The organism is Pseudomonas gregormendelii (assembly GCF_017114825.1).
Lineage (GTDB): Bacteria > Pseudomonadota > Gammaproteobacteria > Pseudomonadales > Pseudomonadaceae > Aquipseudomonas > Aquipseudomonas gregormendelii.
Genome location: NZ_JADEVO010000009.1, coordinates 82,055 through 100,128, shown reverse-complemented (window position 1 = coordinate 100,128; position 18,074 = coordinate 82,055). Strand labels below are relative to the sequence as shown.

General features: G+C 58.1%; 15 protein-coding genes. 11 read left to right on the top strand and 4 right to left on the bottom strand.

Going from position 1 to position 18,074, the window contains the following annotated elements:
• Positions 1 to 26 precede the first annotated feature (26 nt).
• Positions 27 to 245 carry a translation initiation factor IF-1 gene (infA, locus tag IMW75_RS09025; protein WP_002553999.1) on the top strand — a complete coding sequence of 73 codons (219 nt, stop codon included), beginning with the start codon at positions 27 to 29 and terminating at the stop codon, positions 243 to 245.
• Between the two features lie 212 nt (positions 246 to 457).
• On the opposite strand, the gene clpA is transcribed toward infA, so the two are convergent.
• Both clpA and clpS read right to left on the bottom strand, forming a co-directional pair.
• Positions 458 to 2,728 carry an ATP-dependent Clp protease ATP-binding subunit ClpA gene (gene clpA / locus IMW75_RS09020; protein WP_045062279.1) on the bottom strand — a complete coding sequence of 757 codons (2,271 nt, stop codon included), beginning with the start codon at positions 2,726 to 2,728 and terminating at the stop codon, positions 458 to 460.
• Between the two features lie 30 nt (positions 2,729 to 2,758).
• The gene (clpS, locus tag IMW75_RS09015; protein ID WP_205892408.1) at positions 2,759 to 3,142 is read right to left on the bottom strand and encodes an ATP-dependent Clp protease adapter ClpS; all 384 of its coding nucleotides are present in this window, start codon (positions 3,140 to 3,142) and stop codon (positions 2,759 to 2,761) included.
• Positions 3,143 to 3,367: 225 nt separating this feature from the next.
• Here clpS and cspD point away from each other — a divergent pair, with 225 nt between their 5' ends.
• Positions 3,368 to 3,634 carry a cold shock domain-containing protein CspD gene (cspD, locus tag IMW75_RS09010; RefSeq protein WP_205892407.1) on the top strand — a complete coding sequence of 89 codons (267 nt, stop codon included), beginning with the start codon at positions 3,368 to 3,370 and terminating at the stop codon, positions 3,632 to 3,634.
• A gap of 81 nt (positions 3,635 to 3,715) precedes the next feature.
• Here cspD and icd read toward each other — a convergent pair whose 3' ends face one another.
• Complete coding sequence (gene icd, locus IMW75_RS09005) at positions 3,716 to 4,972, bottom strand: NADP-dependent isocitrate dehydrogenase (protein ID WP_045062282.1); 1,257 nt, start codon at positions 4,970 to 4,972, stop codon at positions 3,716 to 3,718.
• 495 nt (positions 4,973 to 5,467) lie between these two features.
• Between icd and IMW75_RS09000 the strand changes: the two genes are divergently transcribed.
• From IMW75_RS09000 to aceA, 9 genes are all read left to right on the top strand, one after another.
• Entirely contained in the window at positions 5,468 to 7,693 is a 2,226-nt protein-coding gene (locus tag IMW75_RS09000) for an NADP-dependent isocitrate dehydrogenase (RefSeq protein WP_205892406.1), read from the top strand.
• Between the two features lie 169 nt (positions 7,694 to 7,862).
• A complete protein-coding gene (locus IMW75_RS08995; RefSeq protein ID WP_045062347.1) occupies positions 7,863 to 8,309 on the top strand; it encodes an NUDIX hydrolase in 447 nt (148 codons plus the stop codon).
• A gap of 59 nt (positions 8,310 to 8,368) precedes the next feature.
• Positions 8,369 to 9,514: a tRNA 2-thiouridine(34) synthase MnmA gene (mnmA, locus tag IMW75_RS08990; RefSeq protein WP_045062284.1), complete on the top strand. Its 1,146-nt coding sequence runs from the start codon at positions 8,369 to 8,371 to the stop codon at positions 9,512 to 9,514.
• On the top strand, positions 9,511 to 10,134 hold the full coding sequence (gene hflD, locus IMW75_RS08985) for a high frequency lysogenization protein HflD (RefSeq protein ID WP_045062285.1): 624 nt from the start codon (positions 9,511 to 9,513) through the stop codon (positions 10,132 to 10,134). Before mnmA ends, hflD begins: the two co-directional genes overlap by 4 nt.
• A gap of 126 nt (positions 10,135 to 10,260) precedes the next feature.
• A complete protein-coding gene (gene purB / locus IMW75_RS08980) occupies positions 10,261 to 11,631 on the top strand; it encodes an adenylosuccinate lyase (protein WP_045062286.1) in 1,371 nt (456 codons plus the stop codon).
• A gap of 86 nt (positions 11,632 to 11,717) precedes the next feature.
• Positions 11,718 to 12,887: a ribosomal protein uL16 3-hydroxylase gene (locus IMW75_RS08975; protein WP_045062287.1), complete on the top strand. Its 1,170-nt coding sequence runs from the start codon at positions 11,718 to 11,720 to the stop codon at positions 12,885 to 12,887.
• Positions 12,880 to 13,302: a GNAT family N-acetyltransferase gene (locus IMW75_RS08970; RefSeq protein ID WP_205892405.1), complete on the top strand. Its 423-nt coding sequence runs from the start codon at positions 12,880 to 12,882 to the stop codon at positions 13,300 to 13,302. The genes IMW75_RS08975 and IMW75_RS08970 overlap by 8 nt, the downstream gene beginning before the upstream one ends.
• A 259-nt stretch (positions 13,303 to 13,561) precedes the next feature.
• Positions 13,562 to 14,323: a secretin N-terminal domain-containing protein gene (locus IMW75_RS08965; protein WP_205892404.1), complete on the top strand. Its 762-nt coding sequence runs from the start codon at positions 13,562 to 13,564 to the stop codon at positions 14,321 to 14,323.
• Between the two features lie 475 nt (positions 14,324 to 14,798).
• Positions 14,799 to 16,124: an isocitrate lyase gene (gene aceA / locus IMW75_RS08960; protein ID WP_045062291.1), complete on the top strand. Its 1,326-nt coding sequence runs from the start codon at positions 14,799 to 14,801 to the stop codon at positions 16,122 to 16,124.
• Positions 16,125 to 16,293: 169 nt separating this feature from the next.
• Here aceA and IMW75_RS27245 read toward each other — a convergent pair whose 3' ends face one another.
• On the bottom strand, positions 16,294 to 17,916 hold the full coding sequence (locus IMW75_RS27245) for a metallophosphoesterase (protein ID WP_205892403.1): 1,623 nt from the start codon (positions 17,914 to 17,916) through the stop codon (positions 16,294 to 16,296).
• Positions 17,917 to 18,074: the final 158 nt, after the last annotated feature.

Here is an 18,074-nt window from a genome sequence, read left to right as displayed (position 1 = left end):
TCATTGGACACCGAGGGCTTTACTGCATGTCGAAAGAAGACAGCTTCGAAATGGAAGGCACTGTCGTCGACACCCTGCCCAACACCATGTTTCGTGTGGAGTTGGAAAATGGGCACGTCGTAACCGCGCATATTTCCGGCAAGATGCGCAAGAACTACATCCGTATTCTTACCGGTGACAAAGTGCGCGTCGAGCTGACGCCCTATGACTTGAGCAAAGGGCGCATTACTTACCGCGCCCGCTAATCAGGTCAATACAAGACGCCCGGCTGATGCCGGGCGTTTTTGTTTGCCTGCAATTCGACGAACATCCCCGTAGGAGCTGCCGCAGGCTGGGATCTTTTGATCCTGGATTTTTTAAGATCAAAAGATCGCAGCCTGCGGCAGCTCCTAAAGGGGATTCGCGCGCAGACAGCAAAAAGGCGCCAGTAGGCGCCTTTTTGTTTTGCTACTAAACGTCAGGCCATTTCTGCCGTGGTTTCGAACTCGAAGGTCAGCTCGCCGTCCTTCAAATCGATGTGGACCACGCCACCATGGTCGGCCAGTTCGCCAAACAGGATCTCTTCCGCCAGCGGACGCTTGATCTTGTCCTGGATCAGGCGTGCCATTGGTCGAGCGCCCATTGCCGAGTCGTAGCCACCTGCCGCCAGCCAGCTGCGTGCGGCGTCGGTCACTTCCAGCTGCACGCGCTTGTCTTCCAGCTGCGCCTGAAGCTCGGTAAGGAACTTGTCCACCACACTCTTGATGACCTCATGACTGAGGCGACCAAACTGGATGATAGTGTCCAGGCGGTTGCGGAACTCTGGCGTGAAGCTCTTCTTGATCACTTCCATCGCATCGGACGAGTGGTCCTGATGAGTGAAACCGATCGAAGCGCGCGCTGCGGTTTCGGCACCGGCGTTGGTCGTCATGATGACGATCACGTTACGGAAGTCCGCCTTGCGCCCGTTGTTATCGGTGAGCGTACCGTGGTCCATCACCTGCAACAGCAGGTTGAAGACTTCCGGATGCGCCTTCTCGATCTCATCGAGCAACAGCACGCAGTGTGGCTGCTTGGTGATGGCTTCGGTCAGCAGGCCGCCCTGATCGAACCCGACATAGCCTGGAGGTGCACCGATCAGACGCGATACGGTGTGGCGCTCCATGTACTCGGACATGTCGAAGCGAACCAGTTCGATACCCAGCGCCTTGGCCAGCTGCCGCGCCGCTTCGGTTTTACCTACACCGGTCGGGCCTGCGAACAGGAACGAACCGACTGGCTTGTCAGGCGACTTGAGGCCGGCGCGGGACAGCTTGATCGCAGTCGACAGCGAGTCGATTGCAGCGTCCTGGCCAAACACCGTCAGCTTGAGGTCACGCTCAAGGTTACGCAGCAGCTCTTTGTCCGAGCTGGTGACGTGCTTTGGCGGAATCCGCGCGATCTTCGCCACGATGTCCTCGACCTGAGGCACTTCGATGCGTTTCACGCGCTTCTCGACCGGCTGCAGGCGCTGGTAGGCACCCGCCTCGTCAATCACGTCGATGGCCTTGTCCGGCATGTGCCGGTCATTGATGTAGCGCGATGCCAGTTCGGCAGCCGCACGCAGGGCCTCATCGCTGTACTCGATGCTGTGGTGCGCTTCGAAACGCCCCTTCAAGCCGCGCAGGATACCGATGGTGTCTTCCACCGAAGGCTCCGACACATCGACCTTCTGGAAGCGCCGGGCCAAAGCACGGTCCTTCTCGAAGATCCCGCGGAACTCCTGGAACGTGGTCGAACCGATGCAGCGGATATCACCGGAAGACAGCAGCGGCTTGAGCAGGTTCGAGGCATCCATGACGCCACCGGACGCGGCACCCGCACCAATGATGGTGTGGATTTCGTCGATGAACAGGATTGCCTGCGGACGTTTTTTCAGCTCATTAAGCAACGCCTTGAAGCGCTTCTCGAAATCACCGCGATATTTGGTCCCGGCCAGCAGTGCGCCCAGATCAAGCGAATACACCACGCTGTTGGCCAGCAGATCAGGCACCTGGTTATCGACAATACGCTTGGCCAGGCCTTCGGCAATCGCGGTTTTACCCACGCCTGCCTCGCCCACCAGCAGCGGATTGTTCTTGCGACGACGCGCCAGGATCTGCGCGACACGCTCGACTTCCATTTCGCGGCCTACCAGCGGGTCAATACGACCCTGGCGTGCCAGTTCGTTGAGGTTGCTGGCATAAGCATCCAGGGGATTGCCAGAAGAAGAAGACTCGCCGCCCTCGTCGTCCTGCATATCTTGCTCACCTTCAGAGTGATCGCCATGCCCGGGCACCTTGGAGATGCCGTGGGCGATGTAGTTGACGACATCGATGCGCGCAACGCTCTGCTGTTTCAGCAGGAACACTGCCTGACTCTCTTGCTCACTGAAGATGGCGACCAGCACGTTGGCACCGGTCACTTCGCGTTTGCCCGAGCTCTGTACGTGAAACACGGCGCGCTGCAGCACACGCTGGAAGCCCAGGGTGGGCTGGGTCTCACGATCCTCGTCATGCACCGGGATCAGTGGCGTGGTGGAGTCAATGAACTCCTGCAGGTCATGTTTGAGTTTGTCGAGGTTGGCGCCGCACGCACGCAATACGGTGGCGGCAGCCTCATTATCCAATAGGGCCAGCAGGAGGTGTTCGACGGTCATGAATTCATGACGTTTCGAACGAGCCTCCTTGAAGGCAAGATTGAGGGTGACTTCGAGCTCGCGGTTTAACATAGCTTCACCTCATACCCAAGTGGTCGGCGATTAACCGTCCTTCTCGATTTCACAGAGTAGCGGATGCTGGCTTTCCCTGGCGTACTGGTTGACCTGCATGGCCTTGGTCTCGGCGATGTCGCGGGTAAACACTCCACATACTGCCCGTCCTTCTGTATGGACGGCCAACATGACCTTGGTCGCCAGCTCCCGATTCAGGTTAAAAAACACCTCGAGCACTTCGACGACGAAATCCATCGGTGTGTAGTCATCATTGAACAAAACCACCTTGTACATCGGTGGCGCCTGTAAAGCAGGCTTTGCCTCCTGAACAGCAATGCCTGCGGAATCGTCGTCGTGGGTCCCCGGACCGTCTTGCTGGAGAACCGGATGATCCTGATTGAATGTTAGTCGAATCTGGCTGATTGCATGCATGGAAAGAAAGGTTCGTCAGTTGTGCGAATACAGTGGTGGGGGCGGCTATGGACGATTTCAACTGCGACTGCCCGGTCACCTTGACTATCGGCAAAACGGTGTTACAACCAATAGAGCCCACAGTGGGTAAAAAAGGTCCGCGGAGTCAATCTTATTTATGAGATTCGACTGCGGATTATCTGGATGATACTCCAGTGATGGAGTCAGTTGCAGAGGGATATGGGTATGTCAGGTGTCAAGGTCAGTGGCAAGGTGAAATGGTTCAACAACGCCAAGGGATACGGCTTCATCAATGAAGACGGCAAGAGCGAAGACCTGTTCGCCCACTATTCGGCCATCCAGATGGAGGGGTACAAGACCCTGAAGGCCGGCCAGCCTGTGGTGTTCGAGATTATCCAGGGCCCCAAGGGCCTGCACGCCGTGAGCATCGGCGCGCCTGAGGATATCGCGAAAGTTGTCGCAGCCAGCGAGCAACAAACCGTTATTGCATGATTTTTGCACCCACCCTTCTGTTATAAAAAAACCGCCCAACTCATGATTTGAGCGGGGCGGTTTTTCGTTACGAGTTGCTTCTTACATGTGCGAAATCAGCGCATCGCCGAACGCCGAGGACGACAACAGCGTGGCGCCGTCCATCAGACGCTCGAAGTCATAGGTCACGGTCTTGGCGGAAATCGCGCCATTGGTGCCCTTGATGATCAAGTCGGCCGCTTCGGTCCAGCCCATGTGGCGCAGCATCATCTCTGCAGACAGGATCAGCGAACCCGGGTTGACCTGGTCCTTGCCGGCGTATTTCGGCGCAGTACCGTGGGTGGCTTCGAACATGGCAATGGTGTCGGACAGGTTGGCACCCGGCGCGATACCGATGCCGCCCACTTCGGCCGCCAGGGCGTCGGAGAGGTAGTCACCGTTCAGGTTCAGGGTCGCAATCACATCGTATTCGGCCGGGCGCAGCAGGATCTGCTGGAGCATGGCATCGGCGATGGCATCCTTGACGATGACGTTCTTGCCGGTTTTCGGGTTCTTGAACTGCATCCATGGACCGCCGTCGAGCAGGGTCGCGCCGAACTCTTCAGCCGCCACTTCGTAAGCCCATTCCTTGAAGGCACCTTCGGTGAACTTCATGATGTTGCCTTTGTGCACGATGGTCAGCGAGTCGCGATCGTTGTCGACCACGTACTGCAGCGCCTTGCGCGCCAGGCGCTTGGTGCCCTGCAGCGAGACTGGCTTGATGCCGATACCGCAGTTTTCGTCGAAACGGATCTTGGTGACACCCATTTCCTCTTTCAGGAACTTGATGACCTTGGTCGCTTCCGGCGAACCGGCTTTCCACTCGATACCGGCGTAGATGTCCTCGGAGTTCTCGCGGAAGATCGTCATGTCGACGTCGCCTGGCTTCTTGACCGGGCTAGGCACGCCTTCGAACCAGCGCACCGGGCGCAGGCACACATAAAGGTCCAGCTGCTGGCGCAGGGCCACGTTCAGCGAACGAATGCCGCCGCCGACCGGCGTGGTCAGGGGGCCCTTGATGGAAACCACGTAATCCTTGACTGCGTCCAGGGTTTCCTGAGGTAGCCAGGTGTCCTGATCGTAAACCTGAGTCGCTTTCTCCCCGGCGTAGACTTCCATCCAGGAAATTTTGCGATCGCCGCCGTAAGCCTTCTTAACAGCAGCATCGACAACCTTGATCATGACCGGGCTGATATCAACGCCGATACCATCGCCTTCGATGAAGGGGATGATCGGGTTGTTAGGAACATTGAGAGAATGGTCCGCGTTGACGGTGATTTTGTCGCCGACTGCCGGAACCTGAATCTTCTTGTATCCCATGCTGAACTCCATTGTTTGGATTGAACATCTGGCTTGGTTCGAGCGTACCCCAGTTAATTCAGCGCGCAAACCCCATGTTCCACCCATCTGCCGCAAAGCTGTGCGGCTGGGGTTCTACAAGCCTGAATGCAAAGGGAAAAGCGCCAAACTCAAGCACGCTGCAAGACTCTACGCCCCCCACCCCCCCTGCGACCTTTAGACCAATGGACGACACACGTTGTGTATGAACCATCGGCAGATTGCCAGCTACCTATGTATAATGCCGCCCGCTGACCACAGAGTCACGACGGCCGACCCCTCTATTGCGAGAGCTTCGGCCCGAAAAAGCAGGACCGCTACAGCAGTCCACCCGCTTGCCGCTCGACTGATGCACCCAACATCACCGCGCACAAACCTCGACATTCGGCTCATGGACGACTTTGAACGAACGCGCTTACCCGGCGCCCCTCGAGTTTCTGCGCACGCTTTAGCAAAGAAGAGAGAGTTAATCCGAATATGCCCACCCGCTCGAAGATCATCTATACCTTCACCGACGAAGCTCCCGCCCTCGCCACCTATTCACTGTTGCCTATCGTAGAGGCTTTCACTGCCTCCGCTGATATCGCCGTGGAAACCCGCGATATCTCTCTTGCAGGGCGCATTCTGGCCAGCTTCCCCGAGCAATTGGGTGACAAAGCCGTAGCCGACCACCTCGCCGAACTGGGCGACTTGGCCGTTACGCCTGAAGCCAACATCATCAAGCTGCCGAACATCAGTGCTTCCGTTCCGCAACTGCAAGCCGCGATCAAAGAGCTGCAAGCCCAGGGCTTCGCACTGCCGGACTACCCGGAAACCGTGACCAGCGACGCCGACAAGCTCGCCAAGTCGCGTTACGACAAGATCAAGGGCAGCGCCGTGAACCCGGTTCTGCGCGAAGGCAACTCCGATCGTCGTGCACCGCTGTCAGTCAAGAACTACGCGCGCAAGCACCCGCACAAAATGGGCGCCTGGGCTGCGGACTCCAAGTCCCACGTAGCCCACATGAGCACCGGTGATTTCTACGGCAGCGAAAAAGCTGCCCTGATCGACGCCGCTGACGCCGTCAAAATCGAATTGATCGCTCAAGACGGCACCACCACCGTCCTGAAGGAAAAAACCACCGTACAAGCCGGTGAGATCCTCGATTGCGCGGTCATGAGCAAGAACGCCCTGCGCAGCTTCATTGCTGCCGAGATCGAAGACGCCAAAGCCAAAGGCGTGCTGCTGTCGGTTCACCTCAAAGCCACCATGATGAAGGTCTCCGACCCGATCATGTTCGGCCAGATCGTTGCCGAGTTCTATAAAGACGCACTGGCCAAGCACGCCGACGTGCTGGCACAGATCGGCTTCAACCTGAACAACGGCATCGGTGACCTGTACGCTCGCATCAAGGCTTTGCCTAGCGATCAGCAAGCTGCGATCGAAGCGGACATTCAGGCGGTCTACGCCGTTCGTCCGTCGCTGGCGATGGTCAACTCCGACAAAGGCATCACCAACCTGCACGTGCCGAGCGACGTCATCGTCGACGCCTCGATGCCGGCGATGATCCGTGACTCCGGCAAGATGTGGGGCACTGATGGCCAGTTGCACGACACCAAGGCAGTGATTCCGGATCGTTGCTACGCGACCATCTACCAGGCCGTCATCGAAGACTGCAAGGTAAACGGTGCCTTCGATCCGACCACCATGGGCAGCGTGCCAAACGTGGGCCTGATGGCGAAAAAAGCCGAAGAGTACGGCTCGCACGACAAGACTTTCCAGGTCAAGGCCAGCGGCGTGGTTCGCGTTACAGACAGCAAAGGCAGCCTGCTGCTGGAGCAAGCGGTTGAAGCCGGCGACATCTTCCGCATGTGCCAGACCAAAGACGCGCCGATCCAGGACTGGGTCAAACTGGCCGTCAACCGTGCCCGCGCCAGCAGCACGCCAGCGATCTTCTGGCTGGACCCGATGCGCGCCCACGATGGCGTGGTGATCGAGAAAGTTCAGGCTTACCTGAAGGATCACGACACGTCCGGCCTGGACATCCAGATCATGGCGCCAGTCGACGCCATGAAGTTCACCCTGGAGCGTACCCGTGCAGGCAAGGACACCATCTCGGTGACCGGTAACGTACTGCGCGACTACCTGACCGACCTGTTCCCGATCATGGAACTGGGCACCAGCGCCAAGATGCTGTCGATCGTACCGCTGATGAATGGCGGCGGCCTGTTCGAAACCGGCGCTGGCGGTTCGGCACCGAAGCACGTTCAGCAGTTGCTGGAAGAGAACTTCCTGCGCTGGGATTCCCTGGGCGAGTTCCTGGCCCTGGCCGCTTCCCTGGAGCATTTGGGTGTTACTTACAACAACCCGAAAGCCCTGGTGCTGGCCAAGACCCTGGATCAGGCCACTGGCCAGTTCCTCGACAACAACAAGTCGCCATCGCGCAAAGTCGGCAACATCGACAACCGCGGCAGCCACTTCTACCTGGCGCTGTACTGGGCACAAGCCCTGGCGGCCCAGACTGAAGATGCAGCACTGCAGGCGCAATTCGGCCAGCTGGCCAAGACCCTGACCGAGAACGAGGCAACCATCGTTGCCGAGCTCAACGCCGTACAGGGCCAGCCAGTGGACATCGGTGGTTACTACCACGCTGATGCCGAGCTGATCAGCAAGGCCATGCGCCCGAGCAACACCTTCAACGCGGCGATTGCTGCGCTGGTGTAAGGTTGTAAGGATGCAAAGAAGCCCCGGCCTTGTGCCGGGGTTTTTGTTTGCACCATAGATCAAAAGATCGCAGCCTTCGGCAGCTCCTACGCCGATCCGTGTAGGAGCTGCCGAAGGCTGCGATCTTTTGATTGGCATGATCAAGCCGAAAACCACCAGAGGACAATGCATGGACTGGAAACCCCACATCACCGTCGCCACCATCGTCGAAGACAACGGTCGTTTCCTCATGGTCGAAGAACTCAAAGGCGGACGAGCGGTACTCAACCAGCCCGCCGGTCACCTCGACCCGAATGAAACCCTGACCGAAGCTGCCATCCGTGAAACCCTCGAGGAAACCGGCTGGGACGTCGAACCCACGGGGGTATTGGGCATTTATCTGTACACCGCCCCGAGCAACGGCGTGACCTACCAGCGAGTCTGCTTCATCGCCAAGCCGCTGAAACACCACCCCGAGTATCAACTGGACGACGGCATCATCGGCGCCAAGTGGTTGACCCGCGAGGAATTAATCGGACAGCGCGACAACTGGCGCAGCGAACTGATCATCCGCTGCATCGACGACTATCTGGGCGGTCAGCGCTTCGACCTGGAATTGATCCGTCCTTCTCTTTAGCCTTGTGGCCTTGGGCCTGCTAGAATCGCGTCCTTTTTCAAGACACTCATTGAATCCCTATGCGTGATCCAGCCCCTTCTGACATACAAAAGAAGCGCGTCATTGTCGGCATGTCCGGCGGCGTGGACTCTTCCGTTTCCGCTCTCCTGCTGATCGAGCAGGGTTACGAGGTGGAAGGCCTGTTCATGAAGAACTGGGAAGAAGACGATGGAACGGAATACTGCACCGCGATGGACGACCTCGCAGACGCCCAAGCTGTGTGCGACAAGATTGGCATCAAGCTGCACACCGCCAACTTCGCCGCCGAGTACTGGGACAACGTGTTCGAGCACTTCCTGGCCGAATACAAGGCCGGACGCACGCCGAACCCGGACATCCTGTGCAACCGCGAGATCAAATTCAAAGCCTTCCTCGACTACGCGATGATGCTCGGCGCCGACCTGATTGCCACCGGTCACTACGTGCGCCGCCGCGACATCGATGGACGCACCGAGCTGCTCAAGGGCCTGGACCCGAACAAGGACCAGAGTTACTTCCTGCACGCCGTGGGCGGAGAACAGATCGCCAAGACCCTGTTCCCGGTGGGCGAGCTGGAAAAACCCGAAGTGCGCGCAATCGCCGAGAAGCACGACCTGGCCACCGCGAAGAAAAAAGACTCCACCGGGATCTGCTTTATCGGCGAGCGCCGCTTCAGCGACTTCCTCAAGCAGTACCTGCCGGCACAACCCGGCGAGATCAAGACCACCGAAGGTGAAGTCATCGGGCGCCACCACGGCTTGATGTACCACACCATCGGCCAACGCCAGGGCCTGGGCATCGGCGGCCTCAAGGACGCCGGTGACGAGCCGTGGTACGTGCTGATCAAGGACCTGGAGCATAACGAGCTGATCGTCGGCCAGGGCAATGACCATCCATACCTGTTCTCCCGCGCCCTGCTCGCCTCGGACATCTATTGGGTCAACCCCATCGACCTCAGCGAGCCACTCAAGTTGACCGCCAAGGTGCGTTACCGCCAGGGCGACCAGCCGTGCACGCTGGAAAAAACCGCTACCGGCTATCGCGCCACCTTCGATGACCCGCAACGGGCGGTCACCCCGGGCCAGTCCGTGGTGTTCTACGACGGTGAGATCTGCCTGGGTGGCGGCGTGATCGAAATAGCCGAGCCCTGGACGAGCAAGAACGCGAGCAAGGGCCAAGTCCAATGAGCCCGACCCAGGAGCAACTGACAGCGCTGGGTGGGGTATTCCTCGCCGCGGTCCTGGTGGACAAGATCGCCAAGACCGGCCAGACCACCGAAGCGGGCCTGACCTGCATGCTGGGCAGCCTGCTGATTCGTGATCCCAAGGACACGCTGGAAGTGTACGGCGGAGACGACATCAACCTTCGCGAGGGCTATCGCGCCCTGATCGGCGCCCTGGAACGCGATCCCAGCACACTGCAGCGCGAACCGCTGCGCTACGCGCTGGCCATGCTCGGCCTGGAGCGTCAGCTGGCCAAGCGCGAAGACTTGATGGACGTGATTGGCAAGCGCCTGCCGCAGATCCAGTCCCAGGTCGAGCACTTCGGCCCGGCCCACGAAAACGTGATCGCCGCCTGTGGCGCGTTGTACCAGGACACCTTGAGCACCTTGCGCCAGCGCATTCAGGTGCACGGCGACATGCGCAACCTGCAGCAGCCAAGCAACGCTTCGAAGATCCGTGCCCTGCTGCTGGCCGGAATTCGTTCGGCGCGCCTGTGGCGCCAGTTGGGCGGTCATCGCTGGCAGCTGGTGATCAGCCGGCGCAAATTGCTCAAAGAGCTTTACCCGCTGATGCGCAGTAGCTGAACAGCGCTCACAACACCGATTTTGATCTGTAACGCGTAATACGCCGGTCAGTTGGCAACGGACCGACGGATTTTTTCATGTATGATACGCGCCCCATTTCGTTGCCCGACTGTCCGAGAACACCCCATGCAGCTTTCTTCGCTCACTGCGGTTTCCCCTGTTGACGGCCGCTACGCCGGCAAAACCCAGGCCCTGCGCCCTATTTTCAGCGAATACGGCCTGATCCGTGCTCGCGTCCTGGTCGAAGTGCGCTGGCTCCAGCGCCTGGCCGCTCACTCTGCCATCAGCGAAGTACCGGCGTTCTCCGCCGAAGCCAACGCTGTCTTGAACACCCTGGCGGAAAACTTCTCTCTGGAGCACGCCGAGCGCGTCAAAGAGATCGAGCGCACCACCAACCACGACGTCAAGGCCATCGAATACCTGCTCAAAGAGCAAGCGGCCAAGCTGCCTGAACTGGCGGCCGTCAGCGAATTCATCCACTTTGCCTGCACCAGCGAGGACATCAACAACCTGTCCCACGCCCTGATGCTGCGCGAAGGCCGTGATGACGTGATGCTGCCGCTGATGCGCCAGACCGCCGACGCCATCCGCGAACTGGCGATCCGTTTCGCTGACGTGCCAATGCTGTCGCGCACCCACGGTCAACCGGCCTCGCCGACCACTCTGGGCAAAGAGCTGGCGAACGTGGTTTACCGCCTGGAGCGCCAGATCGCCCAGGTCGCTGCCGTGCCATTGCTGGGGAAGATCAACGGCGCCGTGGGCAACTACAACGCCCACCTGTCGGCCTACCCCGAGATCGACTGGGAAGAAAACGCCCGCGCCTTCATCGAAGACGAGCTGGGCCTGGGTTTCAACCCGTACACCACGCAGATCGAACCGCACGACTACATCGCCGAGCTGTTCGACGCGATCGCGCGCTTCAATACCATCCTGATCGACTTCGACCGTGACATCTGGGGCTACATCTCCCTGGGTTACTTCAAGCAGCGCACCATCGCGGGCGAAATCGGTTCATCGACCATGCCGCACAAGGTCAACCCGATCGACTTCGAAAACTCCGAAGGCAACCTGGGTATCGCCAACGCACTGTTCCAGCACCTGGCGAGCAAGCTGCCGATCTCCCGCTGGCAGCGCGACCTGACCGACTCCACCGTGCTGCGCAACCTCGGTGTCGGCTTCGCCCACAGCGTCATCGCGTACGAAGCCAGCCTCAAAGGCATCAGCAAACTGGAGCTCAACGCCCAGAAGATCGCTGCCGACCTGGACGCTTGCTGGGAAGTACTGGCCGAGCCGATTCAGACCGTCATGCGTCGCTACAACATCGAAAACCCGTACGAAAAGTTGAAAGAATTGACCCGCGGCAAGGGCATCAGCCCCGAAGCGCTGCAAACTTTCATCGATGGCCTGGACATGCCGGCCGCCGCCAAGGCCGAGCTGAAACTGCTTACCCCGGCGAACTACATCGGCAACGCTGTAGAGCAAGCCAGGCGCATCTGATCGACCGCTGCACCCGTTTAAAACGCCCGGCAGCGCCGGGCGTTTTTATTCCCGTCTGAAAAGTACTTTTTTTCAATAGGTTACACATGAATCCTGATATTCCTCTTCAACTTCTGGGCGGCATCACGGCGCGCGAGTTCATGCGCGACTACTGGCAGAAAAAACCGCTGCTGATCCGTCAGGCGATTCCAGATTTCGAAAGCCCGATCGACGCCGACGAACTGGCCGGCCTGGCGCTGGAGGAAGAAGTTGAGTCGCGCCTGGTGATCGAAAACGGCGAGCGCCCTTGGGAATTGCGCCGCGGCCCATTCGCCGAAGACGAATTCAGCAAACTGCCGGAACAGGACTGGACCCTGCTGGTTCAAGCCGTTGACCAGTTTGTCCCGGAAGTCGCTGAACTGCTGGAAAACTTCCGCTTTCTGCCAAGCTGGCGCGTCGATGACGTGATGATCAGCTTCGCCGCACCAGGCGGCAGCGTCGGTCCGCACTTCGACAACTACGACGTGTTCCTGCTGCAAGGCCATGGCAAGCGCAACTGGAAAATCGGCCAGATGTGCGACTCTGAAAGCCCGCTGCTGCAGCACGCCGACTTGCGCATCCTGGCTGAATTCGAAGCCACCGATGAATGGGTCCTGGAACCGGGCGACATGCTTTACCTGCCGCCGCGCCTGGCCCACTGCGGCGTGGCCGTCGACGACTGCCTCACCTACTCGGTCGGCTTTCGCGCGCCAAGCGCCGCTGAAGTGCTGACCCACTTCACCGACTTCCTCAGCCAGTTCCTGTCGGACGAAGAGCGCTACACCGACGCCGATGCCCAGCCAGTCGCCGATCCGCACCAGATCCAGCACGACGCCCTCGGCCGCCTTAAAGGCCTGCTGGCCGAACACATGAGCGACGAGCGCCTGTTGCTGACCTGGTTTGGCCAGTTCATGACCGAGCCGCGCTACCCGGAGCTGGTGGTCGGCCCGGAAGAGATCGAAGAAGACGACCTGCTTGCCAGCCTGGAACAGGGCGCCGTACTGATTCGCAACCCGAGCGCGCGCCTGGCCTGGTCCGAAGTCGATGACGACCTGCTGCTGTTCGCCAGCGGCCAGAGCCGTTATCTGCCGGGCAAGCTGCGCGAGCTGTTGAAGCTGATCTGCGCCGCCGATGCGCTGCACATCGATAACCTCGGCGAATGGCTGGGCGATGACGACGGTCGCGGCCTCCTGTGCGAGCTGATCAAGCAAGGAAGCCTGGGGTTTGCCGATGAATAAAATTCACGTACGTGTCGCAGACTGGCAGAAGGACAACGCCGAGATCCGGCGCATTCGTGAGACGGTGTTCATCGCCGAGCAATCCGTACCGCCCGAGCTGGAATGGGATGCGGATGACGCGACAGCGGTGCATTTCCTGGCCTTCGAGGGTGACTTTCCGATTGGCACTGCGCGCCTCCTGCCTGACGGTCACGTCGGCCGGGTGTCGGTGCTCAAGGACTGGCGCGGCTTGAAGGTCGGTGATGCGCTGATGCAGGCGGTGATCGGCGAGGCCGAGGAACGTGGACTGAAGCGGCAGATGCTCAGCGCGCAGGTGCAGGCCACGGCATTCTATGAGCGCCTGGGTTTCAGCCTGGTCAGTGAGGAGTTCCTGGAAGCCGGGATTCCGCATGTGGACATGGTGCGGCATTCCTGAAGATCAAAAGATCGCAGCCTTCGGCAGCTCCTACAGAGTTGTGCGAACATCCGTAGGAGCTGCCGAAGGCTGCGATCTTTTCTGAAGCAACACCACAAAACGCCCCGCCATCCTCGGATGCCGGGGCGTTTTGCTGTCTGCGATTCAACTTGCTCCTATCGAGGCCGACAAACTGGCAATATCAATCAAAGGCAGGATCAAAAGATCGCAGCCTTCGGCAGCTCCTACGGGCTTTGTTTATTTGGCGGAGATAACGGACATGTCCCTACGCACCCTGCTCACCACGCTGCTGCTGAGCTGCAGTTTTTCGCTCAGCGCAGCCACCGAGATTGTGCCGCTGAACTACCACACCAGCGCCGACATGCTGCCGATGGCACAAGACTTCATCGGCAAGGACGGCCAGGTGAGCGCCTATGGCAACCAGCTGATTGTCAACGCCGATCAACGCAAGATCGACGAACTTAAGGCACTGATCAGCCAGCTGGATACCGCGCCGAAGCGCCTGCTGATCACCGTCGACACCAGCGAAAACAACTCCCAGGCTGACCAGGGCTACTCGGTAAACGGCGCCAGGCCGAGCCAGACTCGCATCATCAACCGCAACACCGACAGCCGTGATGGTGGCATCCAGCAGATCCAGGCCAGCGAAGGTGCGCCTGCGCTGATCCAGGTCGGCCAAAGCGTGCCGCTGACCAGCAGTCAAAGCGACTCCTACGGCGATTTGCGCAGCCAGACCGAATACCGCAACGTCACCCAGGGTTTCTACGTCACCGCCAGCGTCACCGGTGATATCGTTCACCTGGATATCAGCACCAACCGTGACCGCATGAGCCAGGAACGTCCCGATGTAGTGAATGTGCAAAGCACCGACACAACTGTCACGGGGCGCCTGGGCGAGTGGATCACCCTGGCCGGGGTGAATCGCCAGACCCAGGCCGACAAACAGGGCCTGACCCGCAGCTACTCGACTCAAGGCCGGGACGACATGACCCTGCGGGTCAAAGTCGATACTTTGGACTAAATCACCGAAAACTGACTGATTAGTCGTATTAGACCAAAGATGTAGTGCTTGAAAAAAAGCACTACAAAACGTTTGACGATCGAAAAAAGCAAAGGCATGATGGCCTCGCTCCCGCTAATCAGGGGCCCTGGCAAGGGCCTTCGAAGCGATGTTCGCACCTACCCCGCGAACCGCTTCGTGTCTGTACCGCCCACAAGGTGTGTTTGACGAGGTTGCCGACTGGAACGAAGTTGTCCCGAGGGACGGAAGCGTAATTAGGTAACCCGGCTCCACACTGAAGTCTGCACCAGGGCCCACGATGCCCGAATGCGTTCGCCAGTTCGCCCTTACCTGCTCACTTCCCCTCGAGCCCATCGTTCATCCCGTCGCCAATCCCGCCGAATCCGACTTGACCACCTAAGCTTCTGGTCTGCGAGCGCACGTATTTTCCACCGCAGAACAACTTTCCGTAAAAGACGCGACGAGGTTTATCTCCATGGCACTGACACGCGAACAGCAAATTGCAGCCCTCGAAAAAGACTGGGCTGAAAACCCACGCTGGAAAGGTGTGACACGCGCCTACTCCGCTGCTGACGTCGTCCGCCTGCGTGGCTCGGTTCAACCTGAGCACACCTTTGCAAGACTCGGCGCCGAGAAGCTGTGGAACCTGGTGACCCAGGGTGCCAAGCCGTCCTTCCGCCCCGAGAAAGATTTCGTCAACTGCATGGGCGCCTTGACCGGCGGCCAGGCTGTGCAACAAGTCAAGGCCGGTATCCAGGCGATCTACCTGTCCGGCTGGCAAGTGGCTGCGGACAATAACTCCGCCGAATCGATGTACCCTGACCAGTCGCTGTACCCGGTGGACTCGGTTCCAACCGTGGTCAAGCGCATCAACAACTCGTTCCGTCGTGCTGACCAGATTCAGTGGAAAGCCGGCAAAGGTCCGGGCGACGAAGGCTACATCGACTACTTCGCGCCAATCGTAGCTGACGCCGAAGCCGGTTTCGGTGGCGTACTGAACGCTTACGAGCTGATGAAGAGCATGATCGAAGCAGGCGCCGCCGGCGTTCACTTCGAAGACCAGCTGGCTTCCGTGAAAAAATGCGGCCACATGGGCGGCAAGGTACTGGTGCCTACCCAGGAAGCCGTACAGAAGCTGACCGCTGCTCGTCTGGCTGCTGACGTGGCCGGTACACCGACCATCATCCTGGCCCGTACCGATGCGAACGCCGCTGACCTGCTGACTTCCGACTGCGACCCGTACGACCAGCCATTCGTGACTGGCGAACGTACCCAGGAAGGCTTCTACAAAGTGCGCGCCGGCCTCGACCAGGCCATCGCTCGTGGCCTGGCTTACGCGCCGTACGCCGACCTGATCTGGTGCGAAACCGCCAAGCCGGACCTGGACGAGGCTCGCCGCTTCGCCGAAGCGATCAAAAAGGAATACCCGGACCAACTGCTGTCGTACAACTGCTCGCCTTCCTTCAACTGGAAGAAAAACCTGGACGACGCGACCATCGCCAAGTTCCAGCGTGAACTGTCCGCCATGGGTTACAAGCACCAGTTCATCACCCTGGCCGGCATTCACAACATGTGGCACAGCATGTTCAACCTGGCGCACGACTACGCCCGCAACGACATGACTGCCTACGTGAAACTGCAAGAGCAAGAGTTCGCTGACGCCGCCAAGGGTTACACCTTCGTGGCTCACCAGCAGGAAGTGGGCACCGGCTACTTCGACGACATGACCACCGTAATTCAGGGTGGTTCATCTTCGGTTACCGCGCTGACCGGCTCGACCGAAGAAGAACAGTTCCACTGATCTGCTTCGCCTGAAATAACAGCCGCTGCGGGCCGAATGGAAAGCTAACCGCAGCGCTGCACCTCTGACGCCCCGACTTGCTCGGGGCGTTTTTTTGCCCGCAATTCAACAAACCATGGCAGCGTTGCGCACACAAATACAGACGCGCAAGGCTGCGCCAGAGCCAGACTTAGTAATCGATTTCCCGGAGCAGCGTCTTGGCTTTGTGATTATTGTTACGTACCGAGAAGACTCGCAATTTCTTCTGTTCGCGAACGCTTTCAACAATCAGGTAAGTTTCGTAGGACGCCGAACCGCTAAGGAACACCGGGGTATCGCCGAAGTAGTCAGGGTTACTGTAAATGCCGTGGTTTTCATGGAGGTGACCGGCAAAGACAGCGGCCACCTTATGTTTTTTCAGCATCGCCCTGAACGCTTCGGCGTCGGCGGCGCTAAAGTTCTTCCAACCATTAGGCTTATGGGTAACGAGGATATTGACCTTGCCCCAGTTGCTGGCGAACGCCATCTTGTTATCGATAAAATTCCAGGATGAGTTAATGTTGAATTGTTTCTTATTAACATGTGACACCCCCGACTCAAATTTGGTTGCATAGACTGGAGAATTATTGGCCTGTACTACGTGTAAATTATTATGCCACTCTGAATGGGCAAAACTGCCCGCGTAGCTTTCCCTGAACTTTCCGGCGCCAGTACTGGACCTATAATCAATATTGCCTCTCGCTATTAAATCTTTTGTCATTCTCAGGTAAGTCAGAACACTGTCTCTGGCACACCCATTATTAGCACAGTCGTTAACATTATTTTCATAGTCGTGATTACCCAACCCCAAATAGACCTTGTTATTGAAGTACTCTTTAAACCTTTTCTTCATAAAGCTTAGCTGGTCCCCATGACCGAAAGCAGTGATATCACCATTGACATATACTGGAATATCGAGTGCGGGATGACTGCTCCTGAACGAGTTAACGTCACGATACTGTGCATGGATATACGCTGCTGAAAGCTCCTTTTCGTTACCCTTCTCGTCTTCCTTTTTATCGGTCCAAGGATACTGCGGGTCCGAGGTCATCACGATATAAGAAGGTGTGCCAGCATAGGTCCAGTGATCATTGGATTTTTTACCTGTCGGATAATTGCGATAACCATCCTTTGGAACGCCGTCAAATTTTGAGATAAAATAAGAACTGTCACCTTTGGAATGTTGATGTATCGCACCGACATAGGTCTGATCGGTCAAGTCTTTGGGCTCAGCGTAGGAACCGGCAAGGGTCCCTTTGAAACCCCAAAGAATATTGCTGAAGGGGCCTGTCGGATATGATACCTCGCCTGCAATACCATTAAACCTTGACGAAAAGTATAAATTACCGCCATTGATAACTCTCTTATGAATGGCCCCAACGTAGGTCAACTCATTCGATTCTTTCGGGTCAGCAGCGGTGCCGGCATGAGCCCCTTTGAACTCCCAGTAATCGTTACTGTAGGGCCCCGTCGGAAAAAACCAATTATGATCACTCGCATTGCCATCGAATTTCGCCGCGAAGAAAAAGTTTTTTCCCTCATATGTGTATTTGTGAATGGCGCCGATCGTTGTGGCTTCTTCCCATAGTTTAGGATGCTCATAAGTGCCAGAAGCGGCGATGGCGCTCATGGCCGTCGCTGCAGAGGGCGGCACGAGCTCGGCAGTGGACGGTGCCAAGGCAGAGCTTTCGTTCGCCGACACGTTCATGACGCCGAACGTCAACTGACTGGCAATCAACAAGGAAAGGGTAGTTCGCTGCAAGGTGATAAGCACTGGACGTCTTCGTTGGATTGAAAAAACCCAGAATGCCGCTGCAGTAAAAGCAAAAACATACGAAAAGTACGAGATTTCCTACAACCCCCCACACCACAAGACTGTTATCGCCTGATAAGTACACGCGCCAACGGCACCCCACGGAAGGGCTTTCCCTC

What these genes read in the sequence shown, in the direction of transcription:
- icd (WP_045062282.1), bottom strand. Translation starts at nt 4,972, where the DNA reads ATGGGATACAAGAAGATTCAGGTTCCGGCAGTCGGCGACAAAATCACC.
- hflD (WP_045062285.1), top strand. Translation starts at nt 9,511, where the DNA reads ATGAGCCCGACCCAGGAGCAACTGACAGCGCTGGGTGGGGTATTCCTC.
- IMW75_RS08970 (WP_205892405.1), top strand. Translation starts at nt 12,880, where the DNA reads ATGAATAAAATTCACGTACGTGTCGCAGACTGGCAGAAGGACAACGCC.
- IMW75_RS08975 (WP_045062287.1), top strand. Translation starts at nt 11,718, where the DNA reads ATGAATCCTGATATTCCTCTTCAACTTCTGGGCGGCATCACGGCGCGC.
- aceA (WP_045062291.1), top strand. Translation starts at nt 14,799, where the DNA reads ATGGCACTGACACGCGAACAGCAAATTGCAGCCCTCGAAAAAGACTGG.
- IMW75_RS09000 (WP_205892406.1), top strand. Translation starts at nt 5,468, where the DNA reads ATGCCCACCCGCTCGAAGATCATCTATACCTTCACCGACGAAGCTCCC.
- clpA (WP_045062279.1), bottom strand. Translation starts at nt 2,728, where the DNA reads ATGTTAAACCGCGAGCTCGAAGTCACCCTCAATCTTGCCTTCAAGGAG.
- infA (WP_002553999.1), top strand. Translation starts at nt 27, where the DNA reads ATGTCGAAAGAAGACAGCTTCGAAATGGAAGGCACTGTCGTCGACACC.
- purB (WP_045062286.1), top strand. Translation starts at nt 10,261, where the DNA reads ATGCAGCTTTCTTCGCTCACTGCGGTTTCCCCTGTTGACGGCCGCTAC.
- clpS (WP_205892408.1), bottom strand. Translation starts at nt 3,142, where the DNA reads ATGCATGCAATCAGCCAGATTCGACTAACATTCAATCAGGATCATCCG.
- mnmA (WP_045062284.1), top strand. Translation starts at nt 8,369, where the DNA reads ATGCGTGATCCAGCCCCTTCTGACATACAAAAGAAGCGCGTCATTGTC.
- IMW75_RS08965 (WP_205892404.1), top strand. Translation starts at nt 13,562, where the DNA reads ATGTCCCTACGCACCCTGCTCACCACGCTGCTGCTGAGCTGCAGTTTT.
- IMW75_RS08995 (WP_045062347.1), top strand. Translation starts at nt 7,863, where the DNA reads ATGGACTGGAAACCCCACATCACCGTCGCCACCATCGTCGAAGACAAC.
- cspD (WP_205892407.1), top strand. Translation starts at nt 3,368, where the DNA reads ATGTCAGGTGTCAAGGTCAGTGGCAAGGTGAAATGGTTCAACAACGCC.